15 protein-coding genes and 2 tRNA genes are annotated in these 15,092 nt (G+C 64.3%); 11 read left to right on the top strand and 6 right to left on the bottom strand.

Annotated elements, in window-relative coordinates:
• Window positions 1–49: 49 nt before the first annotated feature.
• The 6 genes from FVW59_RS05870 (at window position 50) to FVW59_RS05845 (ending at window position 5,387) form a co-directional block, all read left to right on the top strand.
• The gene (locus FVW59_RS05870) at window positions 50–1,078 is read left to right on the top strand and encodes an AraC family transcriptional regulator (protein WP_148063297.1); all 1,029 of its coding nucleotides are present in this window, start codon (window positions 50–52) and stop codon (window positions 1,076–1,078) included.
• On the top strand, window positions 1,068–1,871 hold the full coding sequence (locus tag FVW59_RS05865; protein ID WP_148063564.1) for an FkbM family methyltransferase: 804 nt from the start codon (window positions 1,068–1,070) through the stop codon (window positions 1,869–1,871). The genes FVW59_RS05870 and FVW59_RS05865 overlap by 11 nt, the downstream gene beginning before the upstream one ends.
• A 113-nt stretch (window positions 1,872–1,984) precedes the next feature.
• On the top strand, window positions 1,985–2,542 hold the full coding sequence (locus tag FVW59_RS05860) for a nitroreductase family protein (RefSeq protein ID WP_148063296.1): 558 nt from the start codon (window positions 1,985–1,987) through the stop codon (window positions 2,540–2,542).
• Window positions 2,543–2,603: 61 nt separating this feature from the next.
• Window positions 2,604–3,416, top strand: a complete 813-nt coding sequence (locus FVW59_RS05855) for a crotonase/enoyl-CoA hydratase family protein (protein WP_148063295.1) — start codon at window positions 2,604–2,606, stop codon at window positions 3,414–3,416.
• 37 nt (window positions 3,417–3,453) lie between these two features.
• The gene (locus tag FVW59_RS05850) at window positions 3,454–4,389 is read left to right on the top strand and encodes a peptidyl-prolyl cis-trans isomerase (RefSeq protein ID WP_148063294.1); all 936 of its coding nucleotides are present in this window, start codon (window positions 3,454–3,456) and stop codon (window positions 4,387–4,389) included.
• The gene (locus FVW59_RS05845) at window positions 4,386–5,387 is read left to right on the top strand and encodes a HupE/UreJ family protein (protein WP_148063293.1); all 1,002 of its coding nucleotides are present in this window, start codon (window positions 4,386–4,388) and stop codon (window positions 5,385–5,387) included. Before FVW59_RS05850 ends, FVW59_RS05845 begins: the two co-directional genes overlap by 4 nt.
• Before the next feature lie 15 nt (window positions 5,388–5,402).
• On the opposite strand, the gene FVW59_RS05840 is transcribed toward FVW59_RS05845, so the two are convergent.
• Both FVW59_RS05840 and FVW59_RS05835 read right to left on the bottom strand, forming a co-directional pair.
• On the bottom strand, window positions 5,403–6,593 hold the full coding sequence (locus FVW59_RS05840; protein ID WP_148063292.1) for a lytic murein transglycosylase: 1,191 nt from the start codon (window positions 6,591–6,593) through the stop codon (window positions 5,403–5,405).
• A 10-nt stretch (window positions 6,594–6,603) separates the two neighbouring features.
• Window positions 6,604–7,392 (bottom strand): hypothetical protein, encoded by a 789-nt coding sequence (locus tag FVW59_RS05835; RefSeq protein WP_148063291.1) that lies wholly within the window; start codon window positions 7,390–7,392, stop codon window positions 6,604–6,606.
• 47 nt (window positions 7,393–7,439) lie between these two features.
• Between FVW59_RS05835 and FVW59_RS05830 the strand changes: the two genes are divergently transcribed.
• Window positions 7,440–8,231, top strand: coding sequence for an alpha/beta fold hydrolase (locus FVW59_RS05830; RefSeq protein WP_222711436.1), 792 nt, complete (start codon window positions 7,440–7,442; stop codon window positions 8,229–8,231).
• A gap of 5 nt (window positions 8,232–8,236) precedes the next feature.
• Here the strand turns inward: FVW59_RS05830 and FVW59_RS05825 are convergent, their stop codons facing one another.
• Window positions 8,237–8,884 carry a TetR/AcrR family transcriptional regulator gene (locus FVW59_RS05825; protein WP_187275784.1) on the bottom strand — a complete coding sequence of 216 codons (648 nt, stop codon included), beginning with the start codon at window positions 8,882–8,884 and terminating at the stop codon, window positions 8,237–8,239.
• A gap of 135 nt (window positions 8,885–9,019) precedes the next feature.
• Here FVW59_RS05825 and FVW59_RS05820 point away from each other — a divergent pair, with 135 nt between their 5' ends.
• Window positions 9,020–9,346 (top strand): DUF3301 domain-containing protein, encoded by a 327-nt coding sequence (locus FVW59_RS05820; protein ID WP_148063289.1) that lies wholly within the window; start codon window positions 9,020–9,022, stop codon window positions 9,344–9,346.
• Window positions 9,347–9,352: 6 nt separating this feature from the next.
• Here FVW59_RS05820 and FVW59_RS05815 read toward each other — a convergent pair whose 3' ends face one another.
• A complete protein-coding gene (locus FVW59_RS05815; RefSeq protein ID WP_148063288.1) occupies window positions 9,353–9,991 on the bottom strand; it encodes a LysE family translocator in 639 nt (212 codons plus the stop codon).
• Between the two features lie 527 nt (window positions 9,992–10,518).
• A complete protein-coding gene (gene queD, locus FVW59_RS05810) occupies window positions 10,519–10,875 on the bottom strand; it encodes a 6-carboxytetrahydropterin synthase QueD (protein WP_148063287.1) in 357 nt (118 codons plus the stop codon).
• Between the two features lie 197 nt (window positions 10,876–11,072).
• Between queD and FVW59_RS05805 the strand changes: the two genes are divergently transcribed.
• The 3 genes from FVW59_RS05805 to FVW59_RS05795 all read left to right on the top strand — a co-directional run bounded on the left by FVW59_RS05805 (window position 11,073) and on the right by FVW59_RS05795 (window position 12,245).
• Window positions 11,073–11,148 (top strand) — tRNA-Val (locus tag FVW59_RS05805).
• A gap of 27 nt (window positions 11,149–11,175) precedes the next feature.
• A tRNA-Asp gene (locus FVW59_RS05800) sits at window positions 11,176–11,252 on the top strand.
• Window positions 11,253–11,498: 246 nt separating this feature from the next.
• Window positions 11,499–12,245 carry a hypothetical protein gene (locus FVW59_RS05795; RefSeq protein WP_187275783.1) on the top strand — a complete coding sequence of 249 codons (747 nt, stop codon included), beginning with the start codon at window positions 11,499–11,501 and terminating at the stop codon, window positions 12,243–12,245.
• Between the two features lie 101 nt (window positions 12,246–12,346).
• On the opposite strand, the gene FVW59_RS05790 is transcribed toward FVW59_RS05795, so the two are convergent.
• Entirely contained in the window at window positions 12,347–14,866 is a 2,520-nt protein-coding gene (locus FVW59_RS05790; RefSeq protein ID WP_148063285.1) for a TonB-dependent receptor, read from the bottom strand.
• Window positions 14,867–15,092 lie beyond the last annotated feature (226 nt).

Below are 15,092 nucleotides of genomic sequence, written 5' to 3'. Positions count from 1 at the left end.
AAGCCCGGCACACGCCGCATGACCCGTTACGCCAACTTAATGACCGAAGATGCCACAGTCGCAATGCATCCCTGACAGCGAGCGCCACCCCACCGTAATCAGCAGCTGGATGAAAGTCCTGCTGCTGGCCCTGCGCGATCACGGCTGCAATGCGGACCTGCTGTTGCAGCAGTCGGGCTTGACCCCGGAACAGCTGGCCGACCCGGATGCCCGCCTGCCGCTGGCCGACACCACGCGTCTGTGGGAACTGAGCGTGCAGGCGCTGGAGGACGAGACCCTGGGCCTGTGGGTGCCCTGTTATTCCAACCAGAACACCTTCCACGCCCTCGGCTACGCCTTCATGGCCAGCAGCACCCTGCTGGAAGCCCTGCAGCGCGTGGCGCGCTTCAATCCCATGGTGTCGGACGCCGCCCGGGTAGGCCTGGTGGTGGAACGGGATACGGTGGTGCTGAGCTGGGACCCGGTGGCGCCGGAGCATGGCCCCTCGCTGGAGGCGATGGAAGCCATCCTGTCGCTGATCCTGCGCTCGTCGCGCAAGATCAAGGGCGCCGCATTCGCGCCGGTGTCGATAGCGCTGATGCGCCGGCGCTGCGCCGATGAAACCCCCTTCCGCGAGTTCTTCCGCGCCCCTATTCGTTTCGGCGCGGCGCGCTACGAGATGGTGTTTGATCGCGCGGACCTGGAGCAGCCACTGGAGTGGGGCAACGAGAACCTGGCCCGCTCCAGCGATCGGGTGATCGAGGATTACCTGAAGCAGCTGGAGATGGGGCGCATCGCCAACCAGCTGCGCAACCTGCTGGTGCGCGATATGCCCGGCGGCACCCGGGGGCATGAGCACTATGCGAAGGAGCTGGGCATGAGCGTCCGCAGCCTGCAGCGCAAGCTCAGCGCCGAGGGTACCTCCTTCAACCAGCTGCTCAACGATACCCGCTGCGAGCTGGCCTGTTCCTACCTCAGTCAGCAGCCGCGACCTTCTCTCACCGAAATCGCCTTCCTGCTGGGCTTTTCCGATACCAGCAGTTTCTCCCGCGCCTTCCACCGCTGGACCGGCGTGGCCCCGGGTGCCTATGCCCCCTGAGGTGCTGGCGCAACTGCGCGTACCCGGGCTGGGGCAGGGCGCCGTCCTGCGGGTTCACGGCGAGAGCGACCGCTGCATTTCGCGCCAGCTGCTGGAGCAGGGCATCTGGGAGCCCTTTGAGACCAGCCTGGTACAGCGATTCCTCGGCAGTGGAGACGTGTTTGTCGACGTCGGCGCCAACCTCGGCTATTTCACCGTACTGGCGGCGCACCGGGTGGGCCCGGGCGGTCGCGTATTTGCCTTCGAGCCCGATCCGGCCAACTTTGCGCTGCTGCAGGACAATATCGAGCGCAACGCCTGCGCGGCCTGGGCACAGGCGGTGCGCGCGGGGCTGGCGGCCTGTGACGGCGCGGCGCATTTGCACCTCAGTGACGACAACCTCGGCGACCACCAGCTGTTTGATACGGGGGAGGGGCGCAACAGCGTGGCGGTGTCCCTGCTCGATGGCGGCGCCTGGCTGGCGCAGCGCAGCGACCGCATCGCCATGATCAAAATCGATACCCAGGGTTATGAACACGAGGTCATGCGAGGTCTGCTGCCCCTGTTGCAGCGCTTGCCTCAGGTGCCGCGCATCCTGATCGAACTGACGCCGCTGTCACTGCGCCAGGCCGGCAGCAGCGGCCGCGCCCTGGTGACCCTGTTAGCCGAGCTCGGGCAGCCCCTGTGGATTGTCGATCACGTCGAACACCGGCTGGTATTGTCCTCCGCCGGGGAGCTGGCCCGGTGGTGCGACAACGTCGACGCCTGCCCCGGGGATGCCGGATTTATGAACCTGCTGGTCGGTGCGGACTGACGGCGCCCGGGCCGGTTATAGCTGCTATGATGCCTGTCTTTAGCCGCTCCGCTGTTTTGTGAACACCCAATGAAAGCCCAATACTGTGACCGCTTACTGCCAAGCCTGATCCTATGTCCGAAATCCTGAACTTCCTGCAGCAGCGCAACTCCGCGCCGCGCCTGTCCGAACCGGCCCCGGGGCCGGCTGAGCTCAAGGAAATGGTGCGCGCGGCCATGCGTGCACCGGACCACTGCTGGCTGAATCCCTGGCGCTTTATCCGTATTGACGGCGAGCGTCGCGCCGCCTTTGGCGAGGCTCTGGAACGCTGCCTGCTGCAGCGCAATCCCGGCGCCGATGCCGCGGCCCGGGACAAGGCGCGCAATGCTCCTTTGCGCGCGCCCCTGTTGCTGGTGGTGGTTGCCCGTATCAGGGAACATCCGAAAGTCCCGGCGCTGGAGCAGCGCCTGTCGGCGGGCTGCGCCGCCCACGGTATCCTGCTGGCGGCGGAGGCGATGGGCTACGCCGGCGTCTGGCGTACCGGCGACCCGGCCTTCGACCCGGCGGTGATGCAGGTGCTGGGGCTGGCACCCGGTGAGGAAATTACCGGCTTCCTCTACCTGGGTACCCGCGCCACGCCCGCCAAGAACCTGCCGGCCCTGGAGCCCGACGATTTTCTGAGCAGCTGGTAGTCCGTACTCTGTACCGCCAGCAATCGCATTCCCGAATTGAACACACCAGAGAGATAACAACATGACTCCCCAGTACGAAACCCTCAGCCTCAGCATTGAAGACAAAGTGGCCACTGTGGCGCTGAACCGCCCGGAGCGGGCCAACGCCATGAATACGCCCATGTGGCGGGAGCTGCAGGAGTGCTTCGAGTGGCTGGATGCCGAACCCGGCGTGCGGGTGGTGATCCTGGCCGGCAATGGCAAGCACTTCTGTGCCGGCATTGACCTGGGGATGTTCGGCGAGGTGATCTCCGACCACGCCGATCCGGCGCGTCGCTCCGAGCAGTTCCGGCGAACGGTGCTGCGCATGCAGGACAATCTCAGCGCCATTGAAAAATGTCGCAAACCGGTGCTGGCCGCCATCCACAACACCTGCATTGGCGGCGGTGTCGATCTCACCTGCTGCTGCGACATGCGCTACGCCAGTGCGGATGCCCACTTCTCCATCCGCGAAATCGATATCGGCATGACCGCCGATGTCGGCACCCTGCAACGTCTCCCGCACCTGATTCCACAGGGCGTGGTGCGCGAACTGGCCTACACCGGGCGCAGCATGGAGGCGCAAGAGGCCTGTCGGCTGGGCTTCGTGAACAGGGTGTTCGACGACCGTGACGCGCTCTACGCCGGCGTCCGCGAGATCGCCCTGACCATTGCCGCCAAGACGCCGCTGGCGGTGCGCGGCAGCAAGGAGATGCTGGTCTATGCCCGCGATCACTCGGTCGCCGACGGCCTCAACTACATCGCCACCTGGAACGCCGGGATGCTGAGCCAGGTCGACCTGACCGCGGGCATCACCGCCCAGGCACAAAAATCCACAGCCGAGTACGACGACTAGTCACTTCGGCTTCCCAACGGCAGGGCGGGTTTTCTCTATGTCATTACCCACATGGCTGCGGCAGCCGTGGCTGCACTTTGTTGTCATTGGCCTGGTACTGTTCTTTCTGCAGAGCTGGGCCTTTCCCGAGCCCAAACCCGTAGTTGGCCCGCTGAGCGAGGCCCGGATCGACAACCTGCACCAGCAGTGGCTGGCGGTGGCCGGCCAGCCACCGAGCGAGGAGCAGTTGCAGAGCATGATCACCCAGGAGCTGGATCGCGACATGCTGTTCCAGCGCGCCCTGTCGCTGGAGCTGCACCTCTACGACCAGGTGGTCTACCAGCGCCTGCTGCGCAATCTCGATTTTCTCGGCATGGGGCAGGACCTCAGCGACCAGGAGCGCTACCAGCAGGCCCTGGACATGCGCCTGCATCTGGGCGACGAGGTCATCAAACGGCGCATGATCCAGGTAATGGAGCAGCTGCTGCTTGCCGCCAGGCCGCCTGCGGAGGTGATCGAAGCGGACATTGCCGCCGAATTTGCCGCGCGGCAGGACGAGCTGCGGCGACCGCCGCGCTATTCTATCGAGCAGCTCTACTTCAGCCGCGAGCGGGAAGACGAGGTGGTTGATGTCGTCGAGCGTATTCAGCGCGAAAACCTGAGCGCCGCAGAGGCGCGTCAGCTCAGCTCGCCCTTCCTGCCGGGCTATGTGTTTCGCGCCCAGACGCCGGATCAACTGGCGCGCAATTTCGGGGCGGCCTTCGTGATGAATTTCCAGGAGGCGGCGCCACAGCCCGGCCAGTGGGTGGGGCCGCTGCGCTCCACTTACGGTTTGCATTACGTATGGGTTGAATCCATCGAGCCGGCGCGCGATGCCACACTGGATGAAGTGCGGCCGCAACTGGAGCGCGATCTCTACTCCCGTAGACGGGCCGAGGCGCTGGCGGCGGCCATTGACGATCTGCGCGAGCAATTCGAGGTGCGCCGCTCATGAACCGGTTGATCAGACTGTGCCTGCTGCTGACCCTGGTGGCTGGATTCGCGCTGCCAGCCCAGGCCCACCGTTTCGCGCCCTCTCTGCTGCAGGTAACCGGGGCCGGGGAGGGGCGCTTCAACCTGGTGTGGAAGACCCCCGTGCAGGCCACCAGCCCGGTGCCCATGCGCCCGCTGTGGCCCAAGGGCTGCGAGGTCATCCAGGCGCCACCATCGCAACTGGAGGGCACCGGCAAGGTGACAAGCCTGCTGCTGGACTGCTCGTCACTGGGGGAGGCCGGACTGGTCGGGCAGCGCCTTGGCATCGAAGGGCTGGGGTCGAACCAGGCGTCGGCCATGTTCATGCTGACTCTTCGGGACGGGCGCTATTACCAGCAAGTGCTCACCGCGGAAAATCCAGACTACCGGGTGCCGGCGGAGCCAGGCGCCGGCAAGGTCATGGGCGACTACACCGTGCTCGGAATCGAACACATCTGGGGCGGCGTCGACCACCTGCTGTTCGTATTCGGCCTGATTCTGCTGGTCGGCGGCGGCACGCGCCTGCTGTGGACCATCACCGCCTTTACGGTCGGGCACAGTATCACCCTGTCGCTGGCGGCCCTCGGCTATATCCACTATCCCGTGGAGCTGGTGGAGTTCGCCATTGCCGTGAGTATTTTTGTGCTGGCGGTGGAGTTGACCCGGGGGGACGGCCTGGTGAAACGTTATCCCTGGTGGCTGGCTGGCGGCTTTGGCCTGCTGCACGGGATGGGCTTTGCCGGCGCCCTGGCGGCGACGGGCCTGCCCCAGGCCAACGTGCCGCTGGCGCTGCTGTTTTTCAACGTCGGTATTGAAGTCGGGCAGATTGCCTTCATCCTGCTGGTGCTGCTGATCTGGCTGTTTGTGCGCCGCCCGCTGGGCGACAGCGCGGGCCGGTTTGCCGCGTTCCCTGTCTATTTGCTGGGTTGCCTGTCGGCCATGTGGTGTATCCAGCGCGGCCTGGAGGCGCTGGCGGCCTGAAGGCCGCCAGCCGCATTACTGCAGCAGTTTGTTCAGGGTTGCCCGGTCCGGATAGCCGTCTGCCGGTAGTCGCGCCGCCAGCTGGAAATCGCGCAGGGCAGCGCGGGTGCGGCTGCCGAGAATGCCGTCCGGGGTGCCGGGGTCATAGCCGGCGGCCAGCAGGGCTTCCTGGGCCCGGCGCAGTTCGGCAATGCTGACCGGGTCCGTCTCACTGCTGGCGTAGTCGCCGGCGGGCGCGCCGGCGAGTCGGTCGGCCAGCAGCCCTACGGACAGGGCGTAGCTCTGGGAGTTGTTCCAGCGCATCACCACATCGAAATTATCGTAGACCAGGAAGGCGGGGCCGCCGTGACCGGAGGGCAGTAGCAGCGAGGCCGGCAGTTCTGCCGCCGGCAGCGGCGAACCGTCCAGGTTGCTGACCCCGCGGTCGCGCCATTCGGCCAGCGTAGCGGGGCGCTCCTTGCCGGCGGCGCTGTAGTCAAATTCGTCGGCCAGGGTGACCTGGCGACCCCAGCGCAGCCCGGGCGTCCAGCCCAGGCCATTGAGGAAATTGGCCGCGGAGGCCAGGGCGTCGCGCTCGCTGCGCCACAGGTTGACCCGGCCGTCGCCGTCGCCGTCGATGGCGTACTGCAGGTAGGTCGACGGCATGAACTGGGTGTGCCCCATGGCCCCGGCCCAGGATCCCACCATGTCAGCGGGCTCCAGGGATTCCCGCTGCAACAGCCGCAGTGCATTGACGAACTCGGTGGAAAAGAAATCGGCGCGACGCGGGTCGCAGGCCAGGGTGGCGAGGGAGTCCAGTGTCGGCATGTTGCCGAGGTAGCCGCCGTAGTTGGTTTCCAGCCCCCAGAAAGCGACCAGGTAGCGGGACGGGACGCCGAAGCGATCCTGCAGCGCATCCAGAAAATCGCCGTGTCGGGCCAGCAGGTCCCGCCCGCGCCGCACCCGCTGTTCACTCACCCGCTGGTCCACATAGCTGGCGAAGGTCTGCATGAACTCCGGCTGCTTGCGGTCCAGTTCCACCACCCGCTTCTGTTCCTGCAGGTCTGGCACCGTGGCATTCACCAGGTCGGCCGGAATGCCCTCGGCAATGGCGAATTCCGCCAGCTGGCTGCGGCAGTGATTGAAATCGGTGCTGGCCGCGCTGGCCAGTGGCACTGCCGTGGCCAGCAGCAGGGCGATGGTGTTGGGCAGGTGTTTACCAGGCATCTCGTGCGCCTCAGTCAGGGTTTCCCGGCCAGTCTTCCCACCGGATAAAGGGATGAAATGCCAGTTTGATCCCCTCCGTCAAATATTCCTCGTTCTCCAGCACGCTGCGGCGCCGCACGTAGCGACCGCTGGCGGAGCGGGTATCGATGGCGTCGGTGGCGTCCAGGCCGCCGCGGCTGGCGAACAGGCGCTTGAGGTCGATGTCGTAAATGCTTACCTGCAGGGAGGCAACGGCGGCGTTCTTGTTCCAGTCGAAATCGGCGGACACGCCGTCGCCGGGGCCCTGCAGTGAGGGGCGGCGGGTGACGCCATCCCAGCGCGCCAGGTGCTTGAGGCCGCCATTGAAGGGCACTTCGAACTCGACAATGTCGGTGAACACGAAAGCGTCGAGGTCAGTCGTTTTGCGCAGTTCGTCACGCACGCTGTTCATGATCTGCACGAAGCTTTTCATGTTGACCTTGCCGGTGGTCGGGTCCACCGGGTCGCCGTAGGCGCGCACGGCGGTATTCCAGTGCTGGCGGAAATCGCGCTGGGGCAGCACTTTGTAGCCGTTCTTCTTCAGGTAGGTGGTGACCATGCCGTCGATGCGGGGAGCGACGTCCTCGAGGTAGTTGCGCGAGGGCGGACCCAGGTTGACGTGGGGGATGATCACGGTTTTCACCGCCTTGAATGACTCCGGGGCGTCCATCTCCGGCTGGAAGGTTGTGGGGTTATAGCTCGGGGTGCCGCTGCAGGCCCACAGGCCGGCGGCGAGCAGAAGGGCGCCACCAAGGCGGGCGGCGGTGGTGTACAAACGCATGCTGACTCCTGATCCGTTATAGTGTCGCGCATGTTAGCAAAATCTCGATGGGGTCACAGCGCGCAGTGAATCTGCACCTGCATTCTTCTTCCCGGGGCGAGGGCCCCGACGTCATCCTGCTGCACGGGCTGTTTGGCATGGGCAGCAACCTGGGTGCCCTGGCCCGGGCGCTGGCGGAGGACTTCCGCGTACACAGCCTCGACCTGCCCAATCACGGTCGCTCCGACTGGCTGCCGTCCATGACGCTGGAGGCGCTGGCCGCGGGGGTTCGCCAGTGGCAGCGGGCGCAGGGGCTGGAGCGTTCCCACCTTGTGGGCCACTCCCTCGGCGGCAAGGTGGCCATGCGTATCGCCCTGGATGCACCGAGCACGATAGGCAAACTGGTGGTGGCGGACATCGCGCCGGTGGATTATCCGCCTCATCACGACGCGATTTTCGCCGCCCTGCAGGCGGTTGCCAGCGCGGCGCCCACCTCGCGCAGTGCGGCGGAGGCCATCATGGCGGACTTTATCAGTGAAGCGGGGGTGCGCCAGTTCCTGCTGCTCAGCCTGGCGGCGGGCGAGGACGGCAGTTACCGCTGGCGTTTCAACCTGGAGGGGCTGCTGCGGGACTACGCCGCCGCCCGCCAGGCGCTGGCTGCGCCAGAGCCCTTTGCCGGACCGGTACTCTTTATCAAGGGTGAACTGTCGGATTACATCCTGCCGGAACACCGACCGCTAATCGAAGCCCTCTTCCCCAATGCCAGCCTGCGGGTACTGCAGGGCTGTGGCCACTGGCTGCACGCCGAACAGCCGCGCCTGTTCAATGCCACCGTGCGGCGCTTTCTGCTGGCGGACTGAGTGGCTCAGGGCGCCAGCATGGCCAGCAGCAGGTCGACCTGGCTGGCGATGGACTCCGCAGTGGCGAGGTCGGTGCCGGTAATGGCCCTGGTCTGGGGCGCCACCAGCAGGTTGTAGGTGAGGGCGCCGGAGATCAGGTGCAGCAACTGCAGCGGGTCCGCCTGGCGGATAAGCCCCAGCTGCTGGCACTCGCGCACGAAGCGTTCGCCAAGGGCGTAGTCCTGCTGCAGGTAATGCTCGCGCAGCCAGCGCGCCCTAGGGCTGTCACCCTGGGCCTCGTGGAACATCATCCACATCCATTCGGGGCGCTCGCGGGTAAATTCCACCAGGGTGGTGAAGGCCGGCCGCAGTCGCTGGGCCATCGGCTGACGGCCGTGGTTGTCGATGAACGCGGCCAGGCGGACGTTGCGTTCCTCCCACAGTTTGCGCGCGGCCTCCTGCCACAGGGCATCCTTGGTGGTGAAGTGGTATTGCACCAGCGCCTTCTTGACGCCCGCGGCCTGGGCGATACTGGACATGGAGGCGGCGGCGAAACCGGCCCGGCTGAAGCAGCGGATGGCCGCCTGCAGGATGCGCCGGCGGGTTTTTTCACGCTGCTGCTCACGGCTGGTGCTGTCTGGTGCGGCGGTCGCGGCTTTGCTTGAGGGGGGCATGGCGGGCTCTTGGATGGCGAGGGCTGACAATACACTTGCATAGCGAACGTGTAAAACCGTGGCGCCGGGGCGGGGCGGTGGGTATGCTTGCCGCCCTGTATTCATTCACCCCCGGTTGCGGGAGTCTGCGCAGCGATGTACCTCAGTCTCGGCGAAATTCTGGTTCTCTTTCTGTTTGGCATTATCGGCCTCTACTTCCTCGATTCCATCCGGGTGCGGGAGCTGGCGGTGCAGGCGGTGGAGCGGGCCAGTGCGCGGGACGATTTCCAGCTGCTGGACCAGTCCGTCCATATCAACCGCCTCTCCCTCAGCCGCGACGGCGGCGGGCGCTGGAAAATCTGGCGCCAGTATCGCTTCGATTACAGTTTTGATGGCGTGATGCGCGAGCAGGGCTTTGTCATCATGCTGGGCAAGCAGCTGCAGGCGGTGGTGGTCAGTGAGCCCAACCGCACTCTGCACTGAAGGCCGTCATCCAGCCAGGGCGGCCAGCGCCCGCAGCAGCACCAGCGAGCCCAGCACAATCAGCACCACCGCCAGCAGCCGCTCGATCAGTACGCCGCGATAGCGCAGCCAGGCCAGCGCGCCCGGGCGTGAGGCGAGTACCGCGACCAGCGAGTACCAGGCGGCGTCGGTGAGGCCCACCGTCAACACCATCACCGTCTTGGCGCCCCAGTGGTTGTCCGGCCCTAGGAACTGGCTGAACAGGGCCAGCATGAAGATGGCCAGCTTGGGATTGAGAAAGGCGACCAGGAAGCCCGCCGTGGCGCTGCTGCCACGGCGGGGCGCCGGGGCCCCGGTTTCATCGCCCGCGGCCGGCGGGGCCGCTCCAGCCAGCAGGCCGCGCAGGCCGAGATAGACCAGGTAGCAGGCGCCGAGTATCTGCAGGCCGCCGAACAGGCGCGGGGAACTGGTCATCACCACGGCGAGGCCGCTGACCGTGATCAGGCCATACAGGCCGACCCCCGCACCGTGGGCCAGTGCCGCCGCAAGACCCGCGCCGCGCCCCTGGCGCAGCGTGTTCCCCAGCACCACTGCCAGGCTCGGACCGGGCGAGATGGCGCCCAGCAGGCAGACCGTAAACAGCGAGAGCCAGTGGGTGAGTGTCATGTCGTCGTCTCCTTGTGGGCGAATACCGGGCGTTCAGCGAGGTGCTTTCGGTGGTGCATTCTGCACCATAATTGTGCCGGCTCGTCGGCGTGCCTGCGCACTGGATTCGGGCGCCTCATCTGCCCGGCGAGCCCCCTCACTCTTGTCCACAGTTTCTGTGGATAACTCGGTGAGTATTTTGTTTAACCGTGCGTGAGGCGCCCAATCTACCGGGTTTGTTACAAATTGCTTAAAATTCGAGCAATTAATAAATAGTCAATAAATACAATGAGTTGCGATATTTTTGTGAAGTTGTTGATTTAAAGAAATAGCTAAGCTAGTGAAAGCTTCGTGACCACTCTGACGTGTGCATAACATTCTTTTCCATGCTACGGAAGGTAACCATGCCGGTGGATTTGGAAACAGATGTGTGCGGGTGGGTGATCATTTTCACTCGAATGAATTTGATGAAGGCTGTCCCTGTAGCGCCAGCGAACCTGTCAAGATGTTTCACTCATGTTACCGCTTTGTAACAGCGCGGTGCGCGGCTAGTCGCCGCGGTAGATACAGCCGGAGGTGCAGGTCTCGCGAATCTCCACTGCGCTCAGCTGCGGCAGCGCCGGTTGCAGACGCCGCCAGATCCAGCGCGCGAGGTTCTCGCTGGTCGGGTTGTCCAGCCCGGGAATGTCATTCAGGTAGTAGTGATCCAGTTCATCCAGCACCGGCTTGAAGGCGGCCTTGAGGTCGCCGAAGTCCATCACCCAGCCGCTGGGTTCCGCGGCATCGCCACAGACACTGATGCGCACGTGAAAGGAGTGGCCGTGGAGGCGGGCGCACTTGTGGCCCTCGGGTACGTTGGGCAACCGGTGGGCCGCTTCGAAATGAAATTCCTTGTAGATTTCCATGGGGTATTCCGGACTGGGGAAGGGCGCGCGGGCGCCTTCCGGGGGCTTCTGGTACGGCGCTGCTGGCAGCGCCCAAGGGCACAAATTTTACTACTAAAATCAAGCGCTTTTAACGCACTGAAAAAAATCTGAAAAAATTGGGAGGAACGTTTGACACCCCCTTAATTCTCTCTATAATGCGCCTCCATCGGCTCAGGGGGTGGTTAGCTCAGCTGGGAGAGCATCTGCCTTACAAGCAGAGGGTCGGCGGTTCGATCCCGTCACCACCCACCAATCGATGCCGATAAGTATGCTGCCGTTGGACCGGTAGTTCAGTTGGTTAGAATGCCGGCCTGTCACGCCGGAGGTCGCGGGTTCGAGTCCCGTCCGGTCCGCCACATACACAGGAAACCGCCCTTGAGGCGGTTTTTTTGTATGTGGGATTCCGCCCCGCTTTTTTTGGCCCTATATTGCAGTTGACTTTCGATTGTTGCGGCATTCTGAACTATCCTCATCCACTGGAAATACATTCCATTTGGACGGTGTCGACTGGCTCACACCGGTCCGGTTCACGCGATGAGGTAGCTATGAATCATTCTTGCAGGCAGTGCCTTACCGCTGCGGTGTTTTCGACAGGCGCGGCAATGGCGGGCGCCCAGGAGGCCGGTCACGACGCCTCCGCCGCGGCCCAGGCCAACAACCCGCTGGCCAATATGACCGCGCTCAGTTTCCAGGACTACTATATCGGGGATATCACCGGCACCGACGATGAATGGGGCAACCAGGTATGGGCGCGCTATGCCAAGCCCTTCACTGTCGGCTCGTCGAACTGGCTGTTGCGGGCTTCATTGCCGCTCAATACCTTCCCGGTGGGCGGCGACCATGAAACCGGGATCGGCGATTTCACCGCTCTGGCGGCCTACCTGTTCGATACCGGCAACCCGGCGGTGAGCTTTGGTATTGGCCCGCAGCTGACTGCACCGACGGCCACCAGGGACGAGCTGGGCAGCGAGAAGTGGTCGGCGGGCTTTGCCAATGTGCTGTTCAACGCTTCCTCGAAGAAGTTCCAGTACGGTTACCTGCTGACCTGGCAGCACAGTTTCGCCGGCGAGGACGACCGCGCCGATGTGAACCTGGGCGCCTTCCAGACCTTCCTTTTCTACCAGTTGGGCGGCGGTACTTATCTGCGCTCCACGCCGATCTGGGCGTATAACTTCGAGAACGACGCCTACAGCGTGCCCGTCGGCCTCGGGGTGGGGCAGGTGTGGAAGAAGGGCAACACGGTCTTCAACGCCTATGTGGAGCCTCAGGTCAGCATTGCGGACGACGGGCCGGGTCAGCCCGAATGGCAGATTTTCTTCGGTTTCAACATGCAGTTCATGGGCGGCTGAGGGCGGCGCCGCCAGCCAGCCTGCAGGACTTTTTGCCGGACATGGAAAAGGCGGCCCCGTGAAATACGGGGCCGCCTTTCTTTTTACCTGCTCCCGGGGCGTCAGTAGTCGTAGGCGACTTCCAGACCATAGGTGCGCGGAGGGCCGTACTGTTCGGTGATCAGCCCCAGGCTGCCAAAGTTGATGGCGAAGGTTGGATAGTCATCGTCCAGCAGGTTCTTGCCCCAGGCGGTGATGCGCAGGACGCCGTCGCCGAGGGCAATGTTTTCCAGGCTCAGGCGAGCGTCCACCAGAGTGCGTGCGTCCATGCCCTGGCGGTCGTAGATTACGGGTTCGCCGCTGATGACCGCCGACCACAGGGAGTTCTCCGGCCAGTCTTCCTGGTAGTTGGCCTGGAGATAGCCGCGGACCTCGCCGATGCTGGTACGGGCGAAAATGTAGTCCAGGGACGCGGTCAACTGGGTGCCCGGTGACGCGCGGGAGGCCTCGCTGCTGCCGTCGACACAGGTGACAGGCACATTGGTGCCGCAGACATCCGGGTATTCCTCGAAGTCGCCGTGCACATAGGAGTAACCCAGGCTGACGATGAGGTCTTCCAGCGGTGCCGCGGCCAGTTCCAGTTCACCACCCCAGCGCTCGGCGGAGCCGGCGTTGGTGATCTGGGTGGTGGCGGCGCCGCCGTCGGTTTTCACCTGGCTGACCTGCAGGTCGTCGTAGGTATAGGTGTAGAGCGCGGCGTTCACGCGCAGGCGGTTGTCCCACCAGTCGCTCTTCACGCCCAGCTCGAATTGCTCGATGCTCTCTTCTTCGTAGGGATTGTCGAAAATCTCGCCATTGAAGCCGCCGCTGCGGTAGCCGGTGGAGTAGCGGAAGTAGGTGTTGAGGTCCTCCGTGGCTTGCAGCGCCACCGTGAAGTTGCCGCTGACATTGCTGAAGTCGTTGGCGCGACTGACCGCGCGCGCCGGCGTCACGCCAAAGGGTGAGACTACCTCTGCATAGTCGTAATCGATGGTCTTGTCTTCTTCGGTGTAGCGCAGGCCGGCGGTGAAGGACAGGCGTTCGTCCATCCAGCCGGGCGTCCAGGTGGCCTGGGAGAAGGCCGCCCAGGCGTCGGTGGCATTGTCGTAGTTCTGCGCTGCGGCATCACCGTTCAAGGGGGCGGCGAAGGTGGCGTTGCGGCGGTACTCGCCCTCGTCCTCGAAGTAGTAGAGGCCCAGGACGTAATCCAGTCGCTCGGTGCTGCCTACCATCTGCAGCTCTTGCGACCACTGCTCGTAGCGGGTGACGGTGTTCTGCTTGGTGTGGAAGGCGCCGATGTCACTGATCGAGTCCCACATGCCGTCCAGCAGGGGGTAGGCGAAGCCGGAGGAGGGACCGTAAAGCTGGGCCAGGGTCAGGTGCACCAGGTCGGAATAGGCGCCGATGCCGTTGCCGTCCTGACGCGAGTCGATGTCTTCGAGATCGCCGAACACCGAGGTTTCCAGATCCCGCAGGGCGCTAATGGAGCGGAAAGTCACGTCGCCGAGGAAGCCGAGTTCCCCGGCTTCCCAGGTCAGGGTCAGGGCGTGGCCGTCCACATCGTTGACGGATTTCGGGGTGAAGTCCGCCATACCCGAACTGGCCCGGCCCTGGCCCTGGTTTTCCGCCTTCTGGTAGGCGGCGATGGTTTCCTGCAGGGAGGGAATCCAGCGCTCGCTGATACGCGGGTCGGTGCCGGGAATGGCCGCCCAGCCCTGGGCTGCGGCCAGTGTGCCCTGCAGGGCCTGGATGCGGCCGATATTGCCGGCGGGATCCACCGAGGTAAAGCCGACAGTCTGTTGCAGGGCGCCGACCTCGTCCAGTTTGCTGTTGTCGTAGGCGTAGTCCACGTAGAGGGAATCCGTCAGCGACCAGCGCGCGGCAAAGCGCCAGGCCTGGCGGTCCATCTCGTCGAAGTCATCGCCGCCGGGGCTGTCGTTGTCGTACAGGCCGTCGCGCAGGCGCGTCTGGTAGCCGAAGTTGACTGCCAGTTCCCCGAGGCCCTCGCCCGCTGTACCGATGGCCGGCAGGTCGAGATTGCCCTTGAACTGGCGATAGTTGTAATTGCCGACCCCCGCCTTGGCGCGCAAGCCGAATTCACCGGTGGGCTTCTTGGTTATGAAGTTCACCGCGCCGCCGGTGGAGTTGCGGCCGTACAGGGTTCCCTGGGGGCCGCGCAGAACTTCGATGCGCTCGATTTCCGCCACGTCCATGGCCGAGCCGACCTGCTTGCCGACGTAGACACCGTCCAGGTACAGCGCCACTGCCGGGTCCAGCGACAGGTTGGCCGGAGCGCCGCCGGATACGCCGCGCATGTTGATGGCGGTGGCGGCGCGTGAGCCGGGCGAATCGTAGCCGGATACGCCGGGAATCTGACCGATCAGGTCTTCGCTGTTGTTGATGCCGCGGTTTTCGATATTGGATTCACTGAGGGCAGTGATGGAGATGGGGGTGTCCTGGCTGGACTCCTCGCGTTTCTGGGCGGTGACCACCACTTCTTCGAGGGCGCCGCCCTGGGCCAGTACGGGTAGTGCGGTGGGGGTCAGCGCCAGGCTCAGGGCCAGGGCGAGCGGACGCGGTGAGAAGGTCTTCGGTGACTGCATGTAAACCTCGCTGTACATCTTATAAAAGGCAGTGTGCTGCCTTGGTGTTATCGAGCAGGTAAAACTAAACCCGGAGTAAAGAAATTACTCGCGGCGCCACGATACGCCCGTCAGTTCTGACAGGCTATGGACATATTCTTCCAGCGGGGATGTTTCGGTATCGATTTCTATACTGCCGGGGGATGGCAGCAGGGTGGGCGTCGTCACGGCGATAAAAAAGGGGCGG

The sequence above is a fragment of the Parahaliea aestuarii genome (genome assembly GCF_008064635.1).
Taxonomy (GTDB): domain Bacteria; phylum Pseudomonadota; class Gammaproteobacteria; order Pseudomonadales; family Halieaceae; genus Parahaliea; species Parahaliea aestuarii.
This window is presented reverse-complemented; position numbering and strand designations above follow the sequence as displayed.